This window comes from Bradyrhizobium sp. AUGA SZCCT0283 (genome assembly GCF_018130385.1).
Taxonomy (GTDB): Bacteria; Pseudomonadota; Alphaproteobacteria; order Rhizobiales; family Xanthobacteraceae; genus Bradyrhizobium.
Genome location: NZ_JAFCLU010000003.1, coordinates 157,123 through 177,759, shown reverse-complemented (window position 1 = coordinate 177,759; position 20,637 = coordinate 157,123). Strand labels below are relative to the sequence as shown.

Here is a 20,637-nt window from a genome sequence, read left to right as displayed (position 1 = left end):
GCAGACAGGGTCATGGAACCGGTCAAATGATGGTTGAGACGCTCGGCATTCATGAACTCTGGCTTTTAATCCTCTCCGGGCTGCTGCTCAACGTCACCCCGGGGCCGGACACGGCCTACATTATCGGCCGCAGCATCCAGTTCGGATGGCGGGGCGGGGCGGCGGCGGCGACCGGGATCAGCGTCGGCTGCCTCGTTCACGTGTTCGGCGCCGCCATCGGCCTGTCGGCGCTGTTGATGGCGTCATCTGCCGCCTTCACGGTGCTGAAATGGGCCGGCGCCGCCTATCTGTTGTTTACGGGCATCCAAATGCTGCTGTCACATTCGCGTCCGCTGGCGGAGGCGGCCGTGGCGGGCAACGAGACCTCGCTTGCCCGCGTGTTCTGGCAGGGCGCCCTGACCAACGTGCTCAATCCGAAGGTGGCGCTGTTCTTTCTGGCGTTCCTGCCGCAATTCGTGGCGGCGGAATCTGCCCACAAGACGCTGGCCTTCCTCGTGCTCGGCCTGATCTTCATCACCAGCGGCACGTTGTGGTGCTTCGGCATTGCCGCCTTCGCGGCCAGGGCCGCCGGACGCATCCGGCAATCGGCCGGCGCGATGGCCTGGATCAACCGGGCTCTCGGCGGGCTGTTCGTCTATCTCGGTATCCGCGTTGCGATGCTGGAGGCGCGCTAGGTTCGGCTGTCGGCCTGTCCGGGGAAAATTCCGTCGCTGGGAATTCGCAGGCTTTCCTGCGTGGCTTCGGGGAAGTTACGGCATCAGTTTCGCAAGCGCATTGCTGGCGAGGTAGAGGCCGAGAATAATCATGCTGATCTGGAACCAGCGCCGAAAGATATCCGGCTGCAGCCGCGTCCGCACCGCCTGTCCGATAGACATGCCGGCAAAGGACGCTGCCATGGCGACCGCGCCCGGCAGTGCGGTTGCGGCCGTGAGCAGGCCGGCGCCGGTGAGGTTGAGGCCAAGCGCCAGGGTCGCGACCGTGAAGAACACGCCCAATGCCTGGATCAACTCTTCCTTCTCCATGCCAATGGCCTGCAGGAATGGCACCGACGGAATGACCTGCACGCCGGTTGCCGCCGAAATCATGCCGGTGAGCAGCCCGACGATGCCGCCGACCCATTTTTCGTTTCGGCGGGCAACGGTGAAATCGAATTTGCTCAGGCCGATGATGGCATTGATCGCCAGCAACAGGCCGAGCGCGATGGTGGCATAGCGCGCATAGGGCCCGGTCAGCGACCCCGCGTTCAGCCAGATGCCGGCGGCCGTTCCGGCCAGCAATGGCCATAGCCGCCGGAAAATATCGCGCAAGTAAGGACCGCCGAAGGTTTGCCAGATGTTGGTGACGATCGCCGGCACGATGACGATGGCGATCGCCTGGGCCGGCGGTATCGACACTGCAAGCAGGCCCATCGATACCGTCGGCAGGCCGAGCCCGAGTGCGCCCTTCACGAAGCCCGCGAGCAGGAAGGTGGCGGTGACGAGGAGAAGCAGGGAATCGAACATGGGGCCGACATTGACCTATCGGTATAATACGCACAATCTGGAGATTACGGAGACAGCCTTCGTCTAAGACGAAGGCTGCGTGCCTCTTCCGTCATTGCGAGCGAAGCGAAGCAATCCATATCGCGGCAGAACGGATAGCTGGATTGCTTCGTCGCTGCGCTCCTCGCAATGACGGCTTCGACGCGAGTTACTTCGCGAGGAATCCCGATGCGCTTCGATCTGGTCGATCTTCAGCTCTTCGTCGCGGTGGCCGAGACCCGCAGCATCACCAACGGCGCGGCAAAGGTTCATCTCGCACTGGCCTCGGCAAGCGCGCGGATCAAGGGGCTGGAACAAGCGCTCGGCGTATCGCTGCTGACGCGCGGCCGCCGCGGCGTCGAACCGACGCCGGCCGGCGAAAGCCTGCTCGATCACGCCAGGGTCGTGCTCCACAATGTCGAGGCGATGCGCGGCGATCTTGCCGCCTTTGCCCGTGGCGCAAAGGCCACCGTCCGCTTCCTCGCCAACACATCGGGGCTCTCGGAATATCTGCCGAAGGCGCTGGCTGCCTTTCTGGCCGCGCATCCCCGCATTTCGATCGACGTCGAGGAACGCGAAAGCGCCGACATCGCCCGCGCGATTCTGACCGGCGTCGCCGATCTCGGACTCGCCGCTGAACACGCGCTTGCGGACAATATCGAGCGGATCCCGTTCAGCGAAGACCGCCTCGTGCTGGTCACCGCGCGCGACGACGAACTGGCGAACCGGCGGCAGGTCGATTTCAGCGAAGTGGTGGAGCGCGAATTTGTCGGCCTGATCAGCTCGATCGCGTTGCATACCCATGTCAGCGGACATGCGGCGCGGCTCGGCGCGCGTCTGCGGTTTCGCGCACGGCTGAACAATTTCGATGCGATCGGCCAGATGGTCGCCGCCGGCATCGGGATTGGCGTGATGCCTGAAGTCGCTGCAAAACGATGCGCGCGATCGATGAAGATCAATGTCGTCAGGATCAGGGATGGCTGGGCCAATCGGCGGCTCGTGATCTGCGCGCGGAGCTTTCGGGCGCTGCCCAAGCCGGCGCAGCAACTGGCGGAGCACCTCCGCAAATCTGCGCCACATTGAACACGTGGCCGCCGCTGCCGGGCGTGCTAGCGCTGGTACCGCGCGCTAAGGGAACGCGAAGCGTTCCGAACCCACATCATGATTCCGTTCGTGGAATTGCGTGGACGCCTGCTTGATTTTTGACAGGGCGAAGCCGGACGTCATTTGCCTGTGGCAAGGCCAGCGGCCTTGATGACGCGCGCCCACTTCTGGGTCTCGGTTCCGATGTAGTCGCGAAAATGCGCCGGCGTGTTGCCGGCAACCGTCAGGCCCTGATCGGCGAGCTTCTGCTTCACCTGCGGATCGTTCATCGCCTCGTTGGCGAGGCGGTTCAGGGTGGTGACGATCGGCTCGGGTGTCCCGCCCGGCGCGATCATGCCGTACCAGTTTTCGATCAGGAGGTCGGGCATGCCGACCTCCGCGGTAGTCGGCACGTCAGGTGAGGTGGGCGCGCGTTTCGGAGCGCCAAGCGCAATCGGGCGCAGGGTGCCGGCCTTGATATGCGGCAGCAGCACCGGCAAATCGAGGAACGCCATCTGCACTTGCTGGCCGAGCAAGTCGTTGATGGCGGGGGCAGCGCCGCGGTAGGGTACGTGCACAATGTCGATCCTGGCCGTCAGCTTGAGCAGTTCACCGGCAAGATGCGGCAGGCCGCCGACGCCGGCGGATGCGAAATTGAGTTTCCCCGGCTGGGCCTTGGCGAGCGCGACCAACTCCTTCATGTCGCCGACGGGCACGTTGCTGGCGACGACCAGCATTTCCGGCACCGTGGTCACCAGCGTGACGGGCGCAAAGTCCTTCGTCACGTCGTAGGGCACCTTTTCCATCGTCGGGTTGATGACCAGTGCGCTCGCGCTCACGATCCCGATCGTGTAGCCGTCGGGGGCTGCCTTGGCGACGGCATCGGTGCCGAGCACGCCGGCCTGGCCGCCGCGGTTGTCGATCAGCACCGGCTGCTTCGTGAGCTCGGACATGCGCTGGCCGACCAGGCGCGCGATGATGTCGTTGGGGCCGCCGGGTGGGAACGGCACGATCAACTTGATGGGCTTTGCAGGAAAATCCTGCGCCGAGGCCAGGGCCGGCAAAAGCAGCAGCGTCAGTCCGGCAAGCAGCCTGCCCAGAAATCCCATGAATGCCCCCCGATCCCGCATCTATGGTGCGTGTTCGAGGGGCATCGTACGCGATGAACCGTTCGATGCAAGATCCCGGTTGGTTGCGGCGCCAGCCAAGCCTCGTCAAATCAGGAGTTCGTCCGTACATGCGAGCCGGACCGATCGCTGCGTGATCAAATGGCTCCAGATCCAGTTGTGGTGACGAATGACGCTCGCGGCGTCGAGGTGGGGCCGGTCGTTCACGGTATGGCCGTCGGTCACCGCCACGACGTTGTAGTGGTTTGAAACGGCCGATCGGACGGTGGCGTCGACGCAAAGATCGGTTGCCCATCCCGTGATGAAGACGCGCTCCGGCGCAATTTCTTTCAGGCGTGCCGCGAGGTCGGTGCCGACGAAGGGATCGTTCAGGGTCTTGCGAATGACGATGTCGGCAGCCGCGCGATTGAGCTCTGGCAGAAACGCCCAGCCCGGCGTGCCCGGCACGAAATCGTCTTCCGAGCCGCTGCAATGCTGCACGAAAATCACCACGCCGGACCGTTCGCGCACCTTCGCGGCGAGCCGGTTGATTCGTTCGATGACGCCGCGCAGATCGTGTTTCGGCTTTCCGTTGAGGAGCCCGACCTGCATATCGACGATGATCAATGCATCCATCGGATCCTGTGTGGCTGAGCCCCTAGCTGGTGAGCAACTTCAGCGCCGCCTCGTGCACGCGGGCGTCGCCGGCGGCGATGATGCGGCCGCCGCTCTGGGCGGGCTGGCCTTCCCAGTTGGTGACGACGCCGCCGGCGCCGGTGACGATCGGGATCAATGCCGCGATGTCATAGGGCTTGAGTTCGGTCTCGACCACGAGATCGAGATGGCCGGCCGCCAGCATGCAGTAGGAATAGCAGTCGCCGCCATAGCGCGACAGCTTCACTGCATTCTCGACCCGGCCGAAGATCTCGCGGTCGGCGGCGTTCATCAGCAGCGGACTGGTGGTGAAAGAGGTCGCTTCCTTCAGCGTCGCGCAGCGGCGCACGGTGAGCCGCCGCTCGCCGGACGGCCCGGAATAATGCGCCGAGCCAGAATCGCCGGAAAAGCGCTCGCCGATATAGGGCTGGTGCATCATGCCGAACACCGGCGTGCCCTTGTGCAACAGCGCGATCAGCGTGCCCCAGATCGGAAATCCCGCGATGAAGGATTTGGTGCCGTCGATGGGATCGAGCATCCAGACATATTCGGCGTCCTCGCGCTCGTTGCCGAATTCCTCGCCGACGATGCCGTGCTGGGGGAAGTTGGCCTTGATCAGGCGGCGCATCACCGCTTCGGCGGCGCGGTCGGCCTCGGTGACCGGATCGAAATCGCTCGCGCTCTTGTTGTCGATGGAGAGCGAGGTTCGGAAGAACGGCAGGATGGTTTCGCCGGACGCGGTCGCAAGGCGGCCGATGAAGGCTGTGAAATCGATGACCGTCACGGCTGTCCCTTACCGGAATTGAGGAAGAATACTGCCTCTTGCCTAACTCAATCCGCACCGTCGCGCACCGCCAACGGCGCGTTATTCCCATTCGTATTGCGAACCGACTTTCGAATCGGCTTTCGGAAAGGCTTCGTTTAAGCGTGGATTTTCGGTTAGCCCTGCCATCACGAAGTTGCGAGTTTTGGCATACCAGCACTGCAGTGGGGCCGGGGCTTGGCCGGAAATCCAATCAAGCCATTGATTTTACTTATATAAAATCCACGCACCGGACCTGTGGCCGATCCGCCAGCCTGTTCCACTTTGGACCGGAACCAACCCAAAAACCCTTGCCTTTTGTGCAGCGCGGCCGCATATTGTTGCGGTGCGGTAGCGCCTCGCGCTATCGCTGCCCTCCTTGGGCGTTTCCTCCCTAGACTTGGGCCGCTTGTTCATTCAAGCGGCCCTTTTTTCTTGGGCGTTTTGTCATTCCGGGGCGCGCGAAGCGCGAGCTTTGATGTGCAATCGCACATCAGGGAATGACGGGGATAGAATCTTACTCCGCCGCCGCCTGGAACGGCCCGAGGTCCGCGAGCGGCACTTGGGCCAGCGCGTCGGCGAGCGCGGCGAAATCGGCGGCCACTTGCGCAAAGCGCGGGCTGCGCTCGCGCCGCCGCTCGTCCATATAGATCGCGCGGTTGAGCTCGAGCTGCACGGTGTGCAATCCGCTGGCCGGGTTGCCGTAATGCTCGGTGATGAAGCCGCCGGCATAGGGCTTGTTGCGGCCGATCGAATAGCCGAGCTTGCTCATGATTTCCTCGACGACATCGGGAAGCAGGCTGGCGCAACTGGTGCCGTAGCGGTCGCCGATCACGATATCGGGCCGCCGCGGCTCGTCGCGCGACACCCCGACCGACGGCATCGAATGGCAATCCACCAGGATCACGGTTCCGAACGCCTGATGGGCCTTGTTGATCAGCCGCCGCAGCGCCCGGTGATACGGCTTGTAGAGCGCCTCGATGCGTCCCAGCGCGTCGTCGACGGAAAGCCGCTCCCGATAGATTTCCTGCCCGTCCCCGACCACGCGCGGGATGGTGCCGAGGCCCCCGGCCACCCGCATCGAGCGGGTATTCGCGAAGCTCGGCAGGCGGCCGGTGAACATCCGCGGATCGAGCTCATAGGGCTCGCGGTTCACGTCGACATAGGAGCGGGGGAAATTGACCCGGACGGTCGGAAAGCCCTGTTCGCTCAGGTCTCCGATCAACTCGTCCATGAACGAATCTTCGGAGCGGCGCAGCGCGGCGACGTCGATCCGGGAGGCGTTGAGAAATTCGAGCGGATAGACCGAGCCGGAATGGGGCGAGTTGAAGATGATCGGCGCCCGCCAATGCGCCGGCTCCACGATCTGAAACGGGGGCGACAGCTCGCCGTCAAACTGGGTCATCGTGGGGCGCCGTCCCTTGAATGTCCGCATTCCCTTCTGCAGCGATCGATCATGCGACCGATTCTGCCGGCGAAGGGCAGGGCTTTTGTAAGGATGTATTGTCCGTAATCGTAATCATTCTGCCAAGCGAAAAAAGCCGCCGTTCTCCTGGAAGGTATCGCAAACGCCTGAAAAGCGCCGCCTTGATCGATCTTGTTACGTTTCGCTACAGAAATAGCGACGCCCGCCGCCGCCAAGAAGCAATTACCTTTCACCCGAAATTTACCCTCTGTCGGGCTTAGTGGGCGCAATGATCCTCCAAGCCAGGTTCGATGACTGACCGCCATGCACAAGATCCTCCTCGCCGAAGACGACAACGACATGCGCCGCTTCCTGGTTAAGGCGCTGGAAAACGCGGGGTTTCAGGTCTCGTCCCACGACAACGGCATGTCGGCCTATCAACGGCTGCGCGAGGAGCCGTTCGAGATGCTGCTCACCGATATCGTAATGCCCGAAATGGACGGCATCGAGCTGGCGCGCCGCGCCTCGGAACTCGACCCCGACATCAAGATCATGTTCATCACCGGCTTTGCTGCGGTCGCGCTGAATTCCGATTCGGAAGCGCCCAAGAACGCCAAGGTGCTGGCCAAGCCGGTTCACCTGCGCGAACTGGTCAGCGAAGTGAACAAGATGCTGGCGGCCTGATTCGGCCTCGATTTCGTTCGAAATCACTCCGGAAATTACGTCCAAGCATCCTTGCGGGGGCGCTTTGGAGCCGATATACGGACCCCACCAATACGACTAAAGCTGGAGCGGGATGATCGGTCATCCCATTCTAGGGCGCGTAGCTCAGCGGGAGAGCACTACCTTGACATGGTAGGGGTCACAGGTTCGATCCCTGTCGCGCCCACCACCCAGTCTTCCCGAACGGTAGGAGCCGTCGTCTATCGAAAAGAGCCCGTTGCTGCGGGGATATTGCTGCCTATTCTGGGGGGTTCGGGTCTCTGCCGTGAACAGTGGTCTCTCCGGCGGGTTCTTGGCCTCCAGTCTCTGCATCCAAAAATTCCGTTCCCCGCGGTCCGAACTTCAGGACGAACTGATTAGCGAGCGCTCGGGAATTGACTGTTGAGATGTGAGCTCGAGCGGCGTCCGAACCTATCGTGGATTGAGTCCAAGCCCTTCGAACTGTCGGCTCCATTCCGCGGGCTGGTCGCGGAGTCGCTCGACACCGATACCCCGGGGCAAACGGCCCTCGACCGCTGCTTTGACGAGGTCCGGTGCCAGGAATGCGAGCGAGACGGTCATATTGACCTGTCGCACGCTGCATTTTTGCCGTGTGGCGATCTGCTCAATGTTAGTAACTGAGCCTGAAACGATCTCGTCAAGCCATCGGCGGCCTCGCGCAATAGCGTTGACAAGACGCGCGCGTCGCTCAATGCGGGTCGGCCGAACTTCATTTCGGAGGACGCCAAACGGGATGAGGATCTGTCGGGATTTTCTGGAGGGCGGTTTCTGCCAAGGGATCGACAGCGTTTGACCATCTGTCGAGTGAGCTTCTTCCTCAGTGCCCGCCGATTTGAATCGAATGATCAACCGATCCTTATGCACATCAATGCGGACCACTTGCTCCGCAATCAGGCTGCGATCGTCCGCGAGTGTGCTGCTGGCAGTGGGTTCGGCGTGCTGGGCTCCAAGATATTCGTGCACCGATTTGAGAATGATGTCTTCGATGTCCGTTGCAGGAATGCGGGAGACCGATCCGACGGATACCGTCTTGGACTCTCCCTTGAGGTGCGGCAACGAGACGTAATAGCGATAGCGGATTCCAGTTTTGGTGGCGTGGGTTGGGATCATGCGATGGCCCGCATCGTCGAACAGGAGGCCCGTCAGGCGATGGTCGGATTTGGTTTTGGCGTGATTTCGGTGGGACCATTGATCCGTGAGCTTCTGCTGAACTGCATCAAAAAGCTTCCTTTCCATAATTGCTGGCTGCTCGCCGGGCAGGATTTCGCCTTTGTACTTGACCTCGCCGATATAGAACCTGTTGCGCAACAGATAGAATAGGGAGCCACGTTGGAAGAGAATGCCGCCCTGGGTCGCACCGGTTGCGCGCAGTCTTGTCTTTGTTCGAATGTCTTTGTCTTCGAGGTCCCGCACCAGCGCATTGACTCCGCTGAGTTCGAGGTATCGCCGATAAATCAGCCGGACTCGTTCGGCTTCGTCTTCGACGACGGCAATCTTGCCGTGCTTCATCTCATAGCCGAGGGGCAGGGGACCGCCGACCCAAAGACCCTTCCGCTTTGAGGCAGCAATCTTGTCTCGGATCCGTTCGGAGGTGACTTCTCGTTCGAATTGGGCGAAGGACAGCAGCACGTTCAGCGTCAGACGGCCCATGGAGGTCGTGGTATTGAAATGCTGGGTGACAGAGACAAATGACACGCCGTGGGCATCGAACAGTTCGACCAGTTTGGCGAAGTCTGCCAGTGATCTAGTCAGACGGTCGACCTTGTAGACGACGATGACATCAATCTTCCTGGCGCGGAGGTCGTCCAACAATCGCTGCAGGTCGGGCCGGTCGGTCGATCCGCCGGAGTATCCGCCATCATCGTAGCGAGAGCGGATCAGGGCCCAGCCTGCATGGGCCTGACTTTTTATATAGGCGGAGGCAGCCTCATATTGCGCGTCCAGCGAGTTGAACTCCTGGTCGAGCCCGTGCTCAGTGGAGACCCGGGTATAGATCGCGCAGCGGACTGGTTTGACTGAAGGAGCTTTCATGACCGGGCCTCTCCTCTGGCCAACCGATCCTCTTTGTCTCTCAGGCCAAAGAAGCGCGGTCCATTCCACCTAGTGCCGGTAATCGCAAAGGCAACCTTGGAAAGGCTGTCATAGGTCTGGCCGTTCCAGGAAAATCCATCTGACATCACCATTACCCGCTGCGAGCGCCGGGCCCATTCCCGAACCAAGACTGTTCCGGGTGTCAATTGGCTCCGCTTCTGATCGAAAGTGACCAGCCGCGCCGACATCGCCGTGCCGGATTCGCTCGCACCGGTACGATCCAGCAACTGCCTCGTCTCATGGTCGAGGTCGCCAAAGCGATCGGCTTGAATCCGATAGGCGATGATCGCAAGCAGCAGATGCCGCGGCAAATGATCGGGCGCCGGTCTTTGCAACACGCTCTGCCACCGCGCGCGCAGACCGTTGAGATCGAGACCGCGCAAATAGGCGATCTCGTCCTCAATAGATGTCTCGGTCGTGATACGACCATCGCGACGTTTCTTCCGCATCGCATCAGGCTGCCTGCTTCATGCGATCCGCAGCTCCGGACGTAGCCTTGCTATCCTTGATTCGGTAGACTCGGCCCTTGTCGGATTGTTCGGAAACCAGATTCAAACCGAGTTTCTTGCGAACAACGCCGGCGAGAAAGCCGCGCACTGAATTCTGCTGCCATTCCGTAGCCGTCATGATCGCTGCGATCGTAGCGCCGGCTGGCGTCCGCAACATCGCAAGAATACGGGCGTGCTTGGTGTCGCGCCGCATCGAGGTATTTTGTGATGAACGTGCGGATCGCGAGCGACGTTTGGATTTGCTGGTCGTTCGTGCAGCTGAGCGACGCGAGGTTTTGGACTTGGGCTTGGATTTGGTCATGGGGCCCTCCGGGTTGTGCGACGCCATCCGCCGCACCACCTCAGCCCCGCCCGGGCAAAAACCCGGCAGGGCAAGACCCCAAAGCGGCCTCGGCCGCTCCAAGTCACGACAGCAACGCTCGGATCAAACACGAAAGCCAGTCAAATCTGAGCAACATAGTTGCTCCTCGACAGCACAGGCCGGCTACGGATTTCGGATATTTTACAAGCATGTCGGCGGTTCGAATCCCCTCTGCGCCGCCAGCAAGTCACTGATATTGCGAGAGAAAAGTTCGTCTACTCAATTCCAGCGTGACTTCCGCGGGTTAGCAGCCGTAGTTGCTCGAGTTGCCCACTGAGAGAGCGAATTCCCGCGGCTTTGCAGGTTCAGTGTCGGCCGTTTCTCAGTAGACAACTTTGCCAGTGGCTTTCTCCGCCAATGACGGTGATGGTTGCAACAGCGCACCGTTCTTCGGGCTGCTGTAGATGCAAAATTGCACGGCGCCAACGTGAGCAAAAGTTCGGTCGGACAGCTCAAACTGCAATTTATGAGCATATCGGCAGTTTGAATCTCTTCTCGCCCGCCAAGGAGTCTGTCAATTTCGGCCTGGGAGCTCTCCGAGCGAAATTGGCCGTTATTCCGCGGGTTTATTGGCCGTCGAAAACGTCTGGCACTATGAGAAAGCCCTCGTGCGGGAAAAGTGGCTCTCGAATCGAGCCAATTCTCAGGATGGGCAAAGGCAGTGGCTTCGCTGGCTTGAATAGCCGTTAAATTTGGGAGGTCAGGGTTCGACTGCCGCCCCAGCCATCCAAAACGACAACAGCTCGCTTGCCTGCGTCGTGACGGCAGTAAACGCGCGCGGAATTGCGCCCTTTTCTACAAGGTTCCGGTACCAGTTGGCGAACTCATCGACCAATAGCCGGGCCAATTCGCTTGCGCTATACTCACCCGCAAATCCGGAATCGTCTGCCATTCCTACTCCATTACTGCACTTTCTGAATCGCTGGGTCGATCAGGCTACGCGCGCCCTGCGCCTTGCTTCTAGAAGCCCTCGAATTCTCGCAACATCTACTGTGGTATCGCGCTCTCACCGACGGCGATTACTATTAGATCGTTCGGATGTCGAAACCGGGACAGGTCTTGAGCCATAACTACCTCGGCTCTGTCCGATGCGGCATCAAGTTCGGATTTCCTCAGTGCGGCGTCCTTCGGACGCGGAAGGTCAGTGGTCTGAGGTCCTTCCAGCAGCTTAGCAATAATACGGTTGCTAACTTCGAAAGACCCGCTGCTGTCTCTGTCAACAACGATGAGTTTCTCGCCCTGGGGACGGCCTTGATCGTTCTGGTAACGAGCGAGAAAAACGGAAAAAAACTCAGGCAATGCTGGATTAACCGCAAAAGCGGCGTACGTCCCCCCAAACTCGGCTGACGTAATCGTTTGAATCAAGAACTGGACAAATGTCGTCGAGAAATCCAGCAAGACAGTCTCACTTTCGGCGCGCCAGTCCCGTCGCCTCGTAGTGACAGGAATGACAGTCCGTGCGCCAAATTCTGGAAACTTGCCCCGCATCTCAAGAGGAAGACGCAAGGTAAAGCGCTCGGCATCGAGTTCGCTGTCCAGGTGTACTTTTACAAAGGGAAGTGACCGCTTAATGATTTGCGCGACTTGCTCCGTCGAGTAGTAATTCTCTACAAGTTTGGTGACTTCTAGTTGGTCGGTGCCCTTAAAAACTTCTTCCTGGATCGCTTTAGCCTTCCTAGCTTCTTCAATTGCAGCATCGATCCTGTCCTGGGTGCGGTCGACGTGCCCCCTCCGTGCTTCGTCGAGCAGAGTTGTGATGTCGACCCGTTCCAGAATGTCTCCCATCACGTCTGCTGCGTAGGTCCCCATCTCGTTGAATTCTGGACCGACGCCGGCCATCTCGGAGACTATGGTGGTAACGCGTTCGACCAACGTGGAAACAATTTCATTATCAATTGTATCTCGCGCGTGGAAGTTGAAGACCAATACCTTGTGAAGTTGGCCGTACCGGTAAAGCCGTCCGATCCTCTGGATAATCTTGGTCGGATTCCAAGGAAGATCATAGTTGATCATAACGTAGCAGTCGCGATGAAGATTGAGCCCTTCACCGCCAGCCTGAGTTGAGATCAAAACCGAGGCATGGTCTTCAAAAGCTTGAACGGCCGCTAGTTTTTCTTCGGCGGTTTGGCCGCCGTGTATCATCGCTGGAAGTGCTCCAAGTAGCGCCTTTATCATATAGAGTAGGTATGCTTGCGTCGCACGATATTCCGTGAAGATGAGGACCTTCCTCTTTTCCTCGAGCACCAGCTTCCGCACGAGCTCGATAAGTTGAGCGCCCTTGCGATCCGATCGCATGCAGAGTGCACTCTTTGCAATCAAATCTGCAAGCATTCGAGCTTCGTCCTCAAAGAACGGCAGCCTACTCGAAGATTTTGTCGTTTCGACAATATTATCGTCAATATCGGCCTCGTCGTCATTCTCGTCGGACAGTGCAGGTCGTGATCCTTCGGAGGCGGTTTGATTGATCCGATCCAATCGATTCATAAGAGCGATATGCAATGCTGCGACCGAGGACGAGGCAAGTTTTCTGTATATTGTCATCACAAAGCCGACCGCGCGCCCCTCCGAGCCGCCAATAGAGTCGCCGGCCTGATACCCTTTTCGCAGGTATGCCTTCAGCTCGCTTTCCAGTTGGGAAAATTCTGCATCATGTGTGACCTCGATCCGGCTCACAATGAGACCCTTGAAGAGGAAGTTCCCATTAAGGTCGACGGCGTCGATCTTGCGATTTCGCAGTACAATTTCTCTGACGACATCGGGATTGAATTCGATCTGATCAATCGCAGAACGAAGGTCCGGTCGGACAAGCGATAGGAGATTACGGAATTTTCCAGTGTCTCCCTGGTGTGGAGTGCCGCTCAGAAGCACCAGGGAATCAGTTTTCTGCCGGAGAGCCTGTGCGAGCTTGAAGCGTAAAGTTGATCTGCCCTTGTCGTCTCGGGAAAGTCGGTGGGCCTCGTCGAAGACAACTATATCCCAATTACCGGCCGCCAGAATCATGCCGAAGGCCGTGTCAGTGTCCGATCCATCATCATCCCCGCTTCTTGGTTTGGCGAGGTCAAGTGAGACGATAACGTGTTCGAATAATCCCCATTCCCGATAGTCCGATACTCGGAAATCAATGCCATAGATTAGGAAACGGCGATCAAATTTGAGCAGCATTTCGTCCTTCCATTGCCGGGTAAGTCCGGAAGGAACCACGAGAAGTATTCGGCGGATGTTTTGCCTTCTCTCGAGACCGGCAAGCAATAGTCCGACTTCAATAGTCTTTCCCAGGCCGACGTCATCACCAATGAGCCAATTGGTCTGCCCGGAGTTAATTATGCGATGCACAAGCGCGATCTGATGAGGTAGCGGATCTACGTCGAGCCTATCTAGGGCGCCCGTTGCTTCGTTCCAATTTTTAAGGGCGTGACCAAGGACATTTAGTGCTACACGTTCTGCTGAATCTTTTTCCGCCGGATCAGCACGTCTATATCTGAGTGCGGGGTCCATGATGCGACGCAAACGCTCGAAGGGAAGCCAGATTGTTTCTCCAGACCCGTGAAGCTGCACAAGCGCCTGTTGCCGTGTCGCAATCTCTCTGATCTCGACCACTGTTCCGATGCCAAGAGTTTGTCGGACACCGGAAAGAGGCACGTCTTGTACGGTGAAGCCTGGGCGCAGTCCGCAACCCCATTCGCCGCTTGTTAGCCGTGACTTTCCGCCAGGCCCGAAATCTACCTCAATAATCGAGTGCCCGTTGAGTTTCGAGATTCCGGTGACAAAACCGATTTGGTCGGGTTGGTCCTTACGACAAACCCAGGCATTTTCGATTGGAACGAGGTCAACCATCATAGATATCCGCGTTCTCCGAACTCTTGGGTGCAGTCGGTGCGTCGCATGAATATTCCCAACGGTCCGTATAACCCTTTGTGAGCATCGATGTCCGCGAAAAGTTATTAAACGGTGAGAACCCGTCGATGCTGATATCTTTGATAGGTGACACGGCGGATCGCCGATTTGTGGGAGGAACGTCGAGGGCGCCAGCTTCCACAGAATCGATCCGCGCGTCGATGTAATCGACAAACCGCCAATACAGCGGATCGCCATAAGGGATATTCAACCAATCATCATACCAGTCCGGATTGATGATTTGCTCTGGAGGAACGCCGCGGCTTTGCGTAATCAGCTGGACCGCATGTTTCCAGCCGAGCAAAGAGGATCTGTTTGACGCGATGAACAACTCTCGGCGCCTAGTACGAATAGAGGAGAACAACGGAAAGTCATTCCAAATCTGCTTGAGGATAAAGGCTGATATGAAGTCGTCAGCGGCAAGGTCTTCAAGGGCGAGGTCGGACAACGCCCTGAATGTCGAGTGATGAGGGTATTCGATAAAGATATCCGTGAATGCGCTCAAAAAGCGACGCTGTCGGGCATTATCTTTGACACCAAGCATACTGAGCAACCAGCGAGCCCGCTTCTCCGGTAAAATCTCTTGCCTGTCTTCTGAAAAGAATCCCGAAAACGGGTTCTCCGAAGCAGAGGGGTCGTAGCTTGGAAACGGTATTCGCACCGACCAATCGTCGGCCAAACTCCGATGGACCGATGGGACCTCCACCACAGGTGAAGGTTCCCAAAAATCAGAGCCGCCATCTAATTTGACGGATGGGAAAGGGGCCGGCGTTGCCTCGATACGTTCCCAAGGATCAATAGCCTCGGCGGGCGGTCGTTTGCCAGCAAAGTCGTCATGATCCCTCCCTCCATCAAGACTTTCATTCGGTTTAACTTGAATGGTAAGTGGGCTTCGATGTGAGCCTGTTCTAGGAAATGGCGCTGTTAGTTCGATCGGTGCAATCTCTTGAAACTCAGGATCCCAAAAGTCTTTGGCACCGAGCGGATCGCTTGCCCCGGCCAAAAAATCTTCAGGCCTCCAAGTTTCAGCCATCGAGTTTAAAACAGTCCCAAATTGATCGAGCCGGTAGCGGCTGGCCTAACCCATTATTAGCCAACGCGATATGCAGCATCAACCTTAGATCGTTGCTGCCATTAGACGGGTGCGGCTGCCAACGGGGGTTTCGCACTGCACGATCTCTTGGACGAAAGTCTGAGATGCAGGCGGCGTACAGGGTCTGGTTAGCTCGCAACTTGCGAAAACGGACTGGCGGCTCAGCGGGAAGCCCCGGGGTCGAGGTTGATATCAGCGAGACTTTGGGCCAAAGCTGCAATGCAGGCTCTGTGCAACTGAGTCGCGTTCTGGTTCGGGAATGTACAGACCACAGGGATGAGGATGACGCTAGAACCGCTGCCGGGGCCCATTTTATTACCCTCGGTGAGCAATCACATCTGGGTTCTCCGTAGTTCTACGGAGCTTTATCTCGATGGCGACATCAGTGGGTATCGACGAGAGCATCTCCCCGAAGTCGTTCGTTGTTTTTCGCCCTTGGAACGACTACCGGCAGTTCGATGAGAATGTTGCCGTCCCAAATGCTCCGCGTGACCAGTCCGGCTGAGGACGCTGTTTTCAACATGCTCCGGCGCCTCGATCTCGGCCAAGGTGCGGTTTGCCTTCACTCTCTCAATTTGCCGCGTCACCAATACAAGCGTTGGGCTGAGGCGGACTTCATCATCGTCTGTGAATTCGGTCTGTTGGTGCTTGAGGTGAAAGGTGGCCGCGTCTCTTGTAAGAATGGACTGTGGGAGTTTCAAAATCGGTACGGCGAAATTACAAAGAAGTCGGAAAGTCCGGCGATACAGGCTAAAACAGCCTTTTTTGCTCTGCGAGACAATTATTTGCAGCCCCGATTCTCTTCGGCTTTACGAAACATACCGATGGGGTGGGCCGTGGTGTTCACGGGAATCGAGCGATTAGTTTCGGAGGGCCGTTCACCTCTCCCCGACCAGCCCGACGACATCACTGCCTATCGATCAGAATGCCTGGGTCATAACGTATTTGGGGCATTTATCAGGCAAGCCTTGCAGTATTGGGGGCAGAGAACCGGAAGGTTTGGAAGTCTATCACCAGCGGTTATGAACGAGATCGCCAGTTACTTGCGCCCGAATTTCGAGCAGGTTCCGCCTCTTGCAAACCGGTTGGATGAATTTGGCGAGGATCTTGCTGCGCTGACCGATGAACAGTATGCCCGATTGGATGACATCCAGGAAAATGATCGAATCATCGTTCGGGGCGGTGCCGGAACTGGCAAAACGTTCTTGGCAATGGCATGCGCTCGGTATGATTTTGCGCAAGGGCGCGAGGTCTTGTTCACAACCCGGAGCAGACATCTTGTCGAAGAATTGAAGTCGGCTTCACCACCCGAGGGCGTGGACGTCTTGGCATTCAATGACGTCGAACGTGAACTCGAATCAAGAGGACGACCTTGGACAAGCTTGGTGATCGACGAGGGGCAGGACCTCTGCCAGTTTGATTCAGCTGATCTCCTCAGTCGCGCGGTTAGTGGCGGCCTAGAAGGCGGACGATGGCGCTGGTTTGGTGACCCAAACCGGCAAGTGTCTGAAAGCCATCCCGTAGACGAGGACGTTCTATCCTACTTCGCTCAACTCGCTACCAAGTGTAAGTTGAAGCAAAACGTTCGCAATGCACCCAAGATAGTCGAGGCGATTAGCCGCTACGCTGGCGCCGACGTTGGTCTTCCACCGGCCATCGGCCAGGGCAGCGACGTGGTGTTCCGTGATTGCGGTGACCCGGCCGGAATCATACCCGGTGTGGTATCCGTGGTTCGGTCCTGGGTTGCAGGACAGAATGGTGCGCGCCGTTCAGACGTGGCGGTATTGGTGCCGCTCGAAGAAAACATCGCTGCGACCATTAACGCACTCGGCGGAGCCGGCATCAGATCCGAACGCTTGGTAGCGAGACCGAGAGGTAAAGTCAGGGACGCTGTGGTCGTTGCCCAGATCGAAGAGTTCAAGGGGCTTGAGAGGCCCCTTGTCTGTGTCGCAGGTCTCGCCTCGACGGATGCATCGGCAGACGCAATAAAAGCAATGGTCTATCGCTCCTTCTCAAGAGCCAACCATACACTAGCACTCTGCTGCTCATCGTTCGAATCCGAAGGACTTGCAAAAGTCGCGGTAGCCCTGTCGGCTTGAAAGGACATCGGAATAGCAAATGAGTGCAAGAGAAGCCGTCGTAGACTATCTGAGGACCATGCTCATCGGCCCTGGTTTCGGAGAGGCCGATCCTGTTGATGGATATGAGCGCGAAGTGATATCTAACCGGCTTAGCCTCGCCTACATGATGGGTTTGCTTTATCCGCGGCAAGTTTCTGAGGAGGGCGATCTTTCATCCGATGAACTCGGCGAGGGTGTGGACGAAGATGAGGATGTTGACGCCGACGATCCGCTCAGCATGGCAGCAGCGCTACTTCCGGCTTCCATGGGCCTTTCACTCTGTGTTTCATCGGATGCATTGCTCAAAGTCGTTGCGAAGGCCGCAGTTTACGAAGAGTTGCCGCGTGAAGAAAAGGGTTCGCCGCGCCGTTGGCAAAGGCGTCCGTTGGAGCCTGAAACTCGAATAGTCGGACCGGGGGGACTATCGCGAACTTATTTATTTGGCGGAAAAGGTACACTGGAGGCATTGGATCGAACGCTGCCGGATGGGTCACGGTTGATAACCATCAGCCTTAGTAATGCGGCTGAAAATGAGGGTCGCGCAGACATTACGCAGGCATTGTTCCAGGCGGGGTTGGAATGTTCACCAACCAAGGGTGAAATTCACCCATACCCATCGACGCGGTTCGTTCCACCAACAGCGGAAGAACGCGAGCTCAGGATTATCTATGGGGAACAACGTCCATATGCGACTGGTCACGGTATCGCAACAGAATGGTCGATCGACGGCGACATTTGCACTTCGGTTCGGACTGAAGCCCTTCCCTGTGCCCACGTGTGGAAACCTGTGTTCGATAGGCTAGAAGCCGCAACGCCTGACGGCACGGTCACGTTCGAGGATGCCGAGATCTTTGAATTGCGCAGCTTAGCCTCTGGAACGATCGATGCTTCTGCGTTAGCGGACCGACTGCGTAAGTTGGTCAAACTTTATCGACGCTGGATAGACGTTCAAAAGGCGCTGCCAGTGGAAGTAGAACTGCAGGCAGATGCCGCCGCAATTGCCGCTCGTTGCGAGCGCAGTGCGGCACGTATGGAAGAGGGCATTTCCCTGCTGCAGAACGATCCAATCGTCTATCGTGCGTTCACCCTCGCCAACCGCGCAATGCTTATGTCCATGTGCCACGCTGCGCGCGCGACTGGACGGACCCGTGCCGATGGTCGCCAAGGCCCGTTCGAGCTTGGTGACGCTGAAGTTGGACCGATGGACTATTTCGCGAATGCTTCTGCGAAGTGGCGGCCGTTCCAACTAGCGTTTTTCCTTCAAGTTATTCCGTCCCTTATGGACCCTGGTCATCTCGACCGCGACGTTGTTGATGTCATTTGGTTCGCGACGGGTGGCGGTAAAACAGAAGCGTATTTGCTAACGGCCGCATTTGAACTCATCCGCCGTCGACTCGTCCACGGGGTGCGCGGCAATGGGGTCGGTGTGCTTAACCGCTACACTTATCGCTTCCTAACAGCGGACCAGTTCCAACGAACCGCAGGGATGATTTGTGCCTTGGAGATCTTGCGCCAGCAGCTCGCCTCCGCTGGCGATGACACGCTTGGCAGCGAAGAGTTTTCGATTGGCCTTTTTGTTGGTGGCGACGTCAGCCCAAACCAGTATACCTCGAGCTATGACGATAGGGGTGCGCATGAACTTTGTACGGCGCTGCTAGAGGCAAGCGAACCACGCGCAGCCAACAGTTTTCCAATCGAAGCTTGCCCATCCTGCGGAACTCTCTTAGTGCCTGACACGCGCAAGATGCTTCCTGACGGCACTCCTGACAGAACATTTTATGGATTCGACAGTAGCGCCAACTCGTTTGTTACCCGCTGCCCTGATGAAGATTGTTGCTTCCATGGACACCTTCCACTCTATTTCATTGACGAGCAGCTCTATTCGAGGCGGCCTTCGTTTCTTTTAGGAACAATCGATAAGTTTGCGATGGTGCCCTGGCGCGAAGAAGCCGGCAAGCTGTTTGGCGCTGGCCGAGGTGCGCCGTTGCCGCCCTCCTTGGTGATCCAGGATGAGCTTCATCTGATATCGGGACCATTGGGAACGCTTGCTGGAATCTATGAGGGAGGATTTGATACGCTCGTTGCTGCGCTGGGCGGTAGTCGCGCGAAGGTTATTGCATCGACTGCTACGATCAGGAACGCGTCGGCTCAATGCCGCCGGATATATGGAAAGGATTCATCTGTCTTTCCTTCTCCAGGAATCAAGGCAGAGGATTCGTTCTTTTCCAGGCTTGACGTGGCTGAATTCGATCGTTCACGGCTTTACGTAGGAATAATGGGCCAAGGCGTTCGCTCTACGATTGCCGTGTCATGGGCTATGTCCGCAATTCTGCAGGGCGTCTACAAACTCAGCCGCGATGGTCGCTTTAATCACGACGAGACGGATGCGTTTTGGACTCTTGTGGCTTATCACAACAGCAAGCGCGAACTTGGGCGTATAGCTAACGCGACCCGCGACGAAATACCGACGCGCTTAAAAGTGTACGCCAAGTTCCAAAACGAAGAACGGCCTACTAGGTTCGATGTACTTGAGCTTAAAGCTCACGCTGAAGTACCTATACCTCAAGCACGCCAGCAGCTTGCACGCAGACACTCTGCAACCGATCCTGCTGTTGATATTGCGCCCTGTACCAGCATAATTTCGGTTGGAATAGACATTGAACGGCTCGGACTAATGCTCGTGAATGGCCAGCCGAAGCTGACGGCTGAATACATTCAGGCGACAAGCCGCGTCGGTCGCGGCAAAGTGCCTGGCCTTGTATTCACATGTTATTCACCAAGCAAACCCCGAGATCGTTCGCACTATGAGTCCTTCCGCGACTATCATGAGAAATTTTATAGCTTTGTTGAACCCACCAGCGTGACGCCCGGCGCAATCCCTGCAATTGAGCGTGCTCTTCACGCCGCGCTGGTCACTGTGGTTCGACACGGTGGGGGGCTCGTGAGCAATGCAAACGCTCGCGACTTTGATCCTTCTGTTTCTGCGATTGCCGATCTGGTCGCGGCTCTCGAGTTGCGCCTCAGGAGTGCATATGCAGATCCCACAGAACAAGAAGAACGCGACAGGATAAGCCAAGGAATTGCCGACCGAGTAAGCCAGTGGGCAGGTTGGGCCGCAGCCGCGCGAGCGAACGGAAGTTTGCAGTACACCGCTGCGCCTCGCCAGGTGAGGCCAGCTTTGTTCTATCGGTTCGGCGATCCTACCCCCCCGATCGGGTGGCCGACGCTGCAATCCATGCGGCATGTTGATCGGGAAATACTTATGGAGATCTAGGA

General features: G+C 57.8%; 17 protein-coding genes and 1 tRNA gene. 6 read left to right on the top strand and 12 right to left on the bottom strand.

Going from position 1 to position 20,637, the window contains the following annotated elements; translation table 11 throughout:
* Positions 1–26 precede the first annotated feature (26 nt).
* Positions 27–674: a LysE family translocator gene (locus JQ624_RS06350; RefSeq protein WP_249129458.1), complete on the top strand. Its 648-nt coding sequence runs from the start codon at positions 27–29 to the stop codon at positions 672–674.
* Positions 675–749: 75 nt separating this feature from the next.
* Here JQ624_RS06350 and JQ624_RS06345 read toward each other — a convergent pair whose 3' ends face one another.
* Entirely contained in the window at positions 750–1,502 is a 753-nt protein-coding gene (locus tag JQ624_RS06345) for a sulfite exporter TauE/SafE family protein (protein WP_212417997.1), read from the bottom strand.
* A gap of 207 nt (positions 1,503–1,709) precedes the next feature.
* Here JQ624_RS06345 and JQ624_RS06340 point away from each other — a divergent pair, with 207 nt between their 5' ends.
* Positions 1,710–2,603, top strand: a complete 894-nt coding sequence (locus JQ624_RS06340) for a LysR family transcriptional regulator (RefSeq protein ID WP_212417996.1) — start codon at positions 1,710–1,712, stop codon at positions 2,601–2,603.
* A 140-nt stretch (positions 2,604–2,743) separates the two neighbouring features.
* Here JQ624_RS06340 and JQ624_RS06335 read toward each other — a convergent pair whose 3' ends face one another.
* The 5 genes from JQ624_RS06335 to JQ624_RS06315 all read right to left on the bottom strand — a co-directional run bounded on the left by JQ624_RS06335 (position 2,744) and on the right by JQ624_RS06315 (position 6,896).
* Complete coding sequence (locus JQ624_RS06335; protein WP_212417995.1) at positions 2,744–3,712, bottom strand: tripartite tricarboxylate transporter substrate binding protein; 969 nt, start codon at positions 3,710–3,712, stop codon at positions 2,744–2,746.
* Positions 3,713–3,817: 105 nt separating this feature from the next.
* On the bottom strand, positions 3,818–4,345 hold the full coding sequence (locus JQ624_RS06330; RefSeq protein WP_212417994.1) for an isochorismatase family protein: 528 nt from the start codon (positions 4,343–4,345) through the stop codon (positions 3,818–3,820).
* A gap of 22 nt (positions 4,346–4,367) precedes the next feature.
* The gene (gene hisN / locus JQ624_RS06325; RefSeq protein WP_212417993.1) at positions 4,368–5,147 is read right to left on the bottom strand and encodes a histidinol-phosphatase; all 780 of its coding nucleotides are present in this window, start codon (positions 5,145–5,147) and stop codon (positions 4,368–4,370) included.
* 535 nt (positions 5,148–5,682) lie between these two features.
* Positions 5,683–6,570, bottom strand: a complete 888-nt coding sequence (locus tag JQ624_RS06320) for an N-formylglutamate amidohydrolase (RefSeq protein ID WP_212417992.1) — start codon at positions 6,568–6,570, stop codon at positions 5,683–5,685.
* Complete coding sequence (locus JQ624_RS06315; protein WP_212417991.1) at positions 6,567–6,896, bottom strand: hypothetical protein; 330 nt, start codon at positions 6,894–6,896, stop codon at positions 6,567–6,569. Before JQ624_RS06315 ends, JQ624_RS06320 begins: the two co-directional genes overlap by 4 nt.
* On the opposite strand from JQ624_RS06315, the gene cpdR reads away from it, so the two are divergent.
* Both cpdR and JQ624_RS06305 read left to right on the top strand, forming a co-directional pair.
* Positions 6,895–7,254 carry a cell cycle two-component system response regulator CpdR gene (gene cpdR / locus JQ624_RS06310; RefSeq protein WP_212417990.1) on the top strand — a complete coding sequence of 120 codons (360 nt, stop codon included), beginning with the start codon at positions 6,895–6,897 and terminating at the stop codon, positions 7,252–7,254. The genes JQ624_RS06315 and cpdR overlap by 2 nt on opposite strands.
* A gap of 133 nt (positions 7,255–7,387) precedes the next feature.
* A tRNA-Val gene (locus JQ624_RS06305) sits at positions 7,388–7,462 on the top strand.
* A gap of 242 nt (positions 7,463–7,704) precedes the next feature.
* Here the strand turns inward: JQ624_RS06305 and JQ624_RS06300 are convergent.
* The 6 genes from JQ624_RS06300 to JQ624_RS06275 all read right to left on the bottom strand — a co-directional run bounded on the left by JQ624_RS06300 (position 7,705) and on the right by JQ624_RS06275 (position 15,181).
* Complete coding sequence (locus JQ624_RS06300; protein WP_212417989.1) at positions 7,705–9,324, bottom strand: recombinase family protein; 1,620 nt, start codon at positions 9,322–9,324, stop codon at positions 7,705–7,707.
* Positions 9,321–9,833: a DUF2924 domain-containing protein gene (locus tag JQ624_RS06295; RefSeq protein WP_212417988.1), complete on the bottom strand. Its 513-nt coding sequence runs from the start codon at positions 9,831–9,833 to the stop codon at positions 9,321–9,323. Before JQ624_RS06295 ends, JQ624_RS06300 begins: the two co-directional genes overlap by 4 nt.
* Positions 9,834–9,837: 4 nt before the next feature.
* Positions 9,838–10,194: a DUF3489 domain-containing protein gene (locus JQ624_RS06290; RefSeq protein ID WP_212417987.1), complete on the bottom strand. Its 357-nt coding sequence runs from the start codon at positions 10,192–10,194 to the stop codon at positions 9,838–9,840.
* Positions 10,195–10,954: 760 nt separating this feature from the next.
* Entirely contained in the window at positions 10,955–11,146 is a 192-nt protein-coding gene (locus tag JQ624_RS06285; protein WP_212417986.1) for a hypothetical protein, read from the bottom strand.
* A gap of 95 nt (positions 11,147–11,241) precedes the next feature.
* The gene (locus JQ624_RS06280) at positions 11,242–14,088 is read right to left on the bottom strand and encodes a DEAD/DEAH box helicase (RefSeq protein ID WP_212417985.1); all 2,847 of its coding nucleotides are present in this window, start codon (positions 14,086–14,088) and stop codon (positions 11,242–11,244) included.
* Entirely contained in the window at positions 14,081–15,181 is a 1,101-nt protein-coding gene (locus tag JQ624_RS06275) for a hypothetical protein (RefSeq protein WP_212417984.1), read from the bottom strand. The genes JQ624_RS06280 and JQ624_RS06275 overlap by 8 nt, the downstream gene beginning before the upstream one ends.
* A gap of 482 nt (positions 15,182–15,663) precedes the next feature.
* Here JQ624_RS06275 and JQ624_RS06270 point away from each other — a divergent pair, with 482 nt between their 5' ends.
* Together JQ624_RS06270 and JQ624_RS06265 are read left to right on the top strand one after the other, a co-directional pair.
* On the top strand, positions 15,664–17,340 hold the full coding sequence (locus JQ624_RS06270) for a nuclease-related domain-containing DEAD/DEAH box helicase (protein WP_212417983.1): 1,677 nt from the start codon (positions 15,664–15,666) through the stop codon (positions 17,338–17,340).
* A gap of 19 nt (positions 17,341–17,359) precedes the next feature.
* On the top strand, positions 17,360–20,635 hold the full coding sequence (locus tag JQ624_RS06265) for a hypothetical protein (protein ID WP_212417982.1): 3,276 nt from the start codon (positions 17,360–17,362) through the stop codon (positions 20,633–20,635).
* Positions 20,636–20,637 lie beyond the last annotated feature (2 nt).

Excerpts from the sequence above, each read along its gene's own strand:
- JQ624_RS06350 (WP_249129458.1), top strand. The coding sequence starts at position 27 with ATGATGGTTGAGACGCTCGGCATTCATGAACTCTGGCTTTTAATCCTC.
- JQ624_RS06345 (WP_212417997.1), bottom strand. The coding sequence starts at position 1,502 with ATGTTCGATTCCCTGCTTCTCCTCGTCACCGCCACCTTCCTGCTCGCG.
- JQ624_RS06340 (WP_212417996.1), top strand. The coding sequence starts at position 1,710 with ATGCGCTTCGATCTGGTCGATCTTCAGCTCTTCGTCGCGGTGGCCGAG.
- JQ624_RS06335 (WP_212417995.1), bottom strand. The coding sequence starts at position 3,712 with ATGGGATTTCTGGGCAGGCTGCTTGCCGGACTGACGCTGCTGCTTTTG.
- JQ624_RS06330 (WP_212417994.1), bottom strand. The coding sequence starts at position 4,345 with ATGGATGCATTGATCATCGTCGATATGCAGGTCGGGCTCCTCAACGGA.
- JQ624_RS06320 (WP_212417992.1), bottom strand. The coding sequence starts at position 6,570 with ATGACCCAGTTTGACGGCGAGCTGTCGCCCCCGTTTCAGATCGTGGAG.
- cpdR (WP_212417990.1), top strand. The coding sequence starts at position 6,895 with ATGCACAAGATCCTCCTCGCCGAAGACGACAACGACATGCGCCGCTTC.
- JQ624_RS06315 (WP_212417991.1), bottom strand. The coding sequence starts at position 6,896 with ATGGCGGTCAGTCATCGAACCTGGCTTGGAGGATCATTGCGCCCACTA.
- JQ624_RS06300 (WP_212417989.1), bottom strand. The coding sequence starts at position 9,324 with ATGAAAGCTCCTTCAGTCAAACCAGTCCGCTGCGCGATCTATACCCGG.
- JQ624_RS06295 (WP_212417988.1), bottom strand. The coding sequence starts at position 9,833 with ATGCGGAAGAAACGTCGCGATGGTCGTATCACGACCGAGACATCTATT.
- JQ624_RS06290 (WP_212417987.1), bottom strand. The coding sequence starts at position 10,194 with ATGACCAAATCCAAGCCCAAGTCCAAAACCTCGCGTCGCTCAGCTGCA.
- JQ624_RS06285 (WP_212417986.1), bottom strand. The coding sequence starts at position 11,146 with ATGGCAGACGATTCCGGATTTGCGGGTGAGTATAGCGCAAGCGAATTG.
- JQ624_RS06280 (WP_212417985.1), bottom strand. The coding sequence starts at position 14,088 with ATGGTTGACCTCGTTCCAATCGAAAATGCCTGGGTTTGTCGTAAGGAC.
- JQ624_RS06275 (WP_212417984.1), bottom strand. The coding sequence starts at position 15,181 with ATGGCTGAAACTTGGAGGCCTGAAGATTTTTTGGCCGGGGCAAGCGAT.
- JQ624_RS06265 (WP_212417982.1), top strand. The coding sequence starts at position 17,360 with ATGAGTGCAAGAGAAGCCGTCGTAGACTATCTGAGGACCATGCTCATC.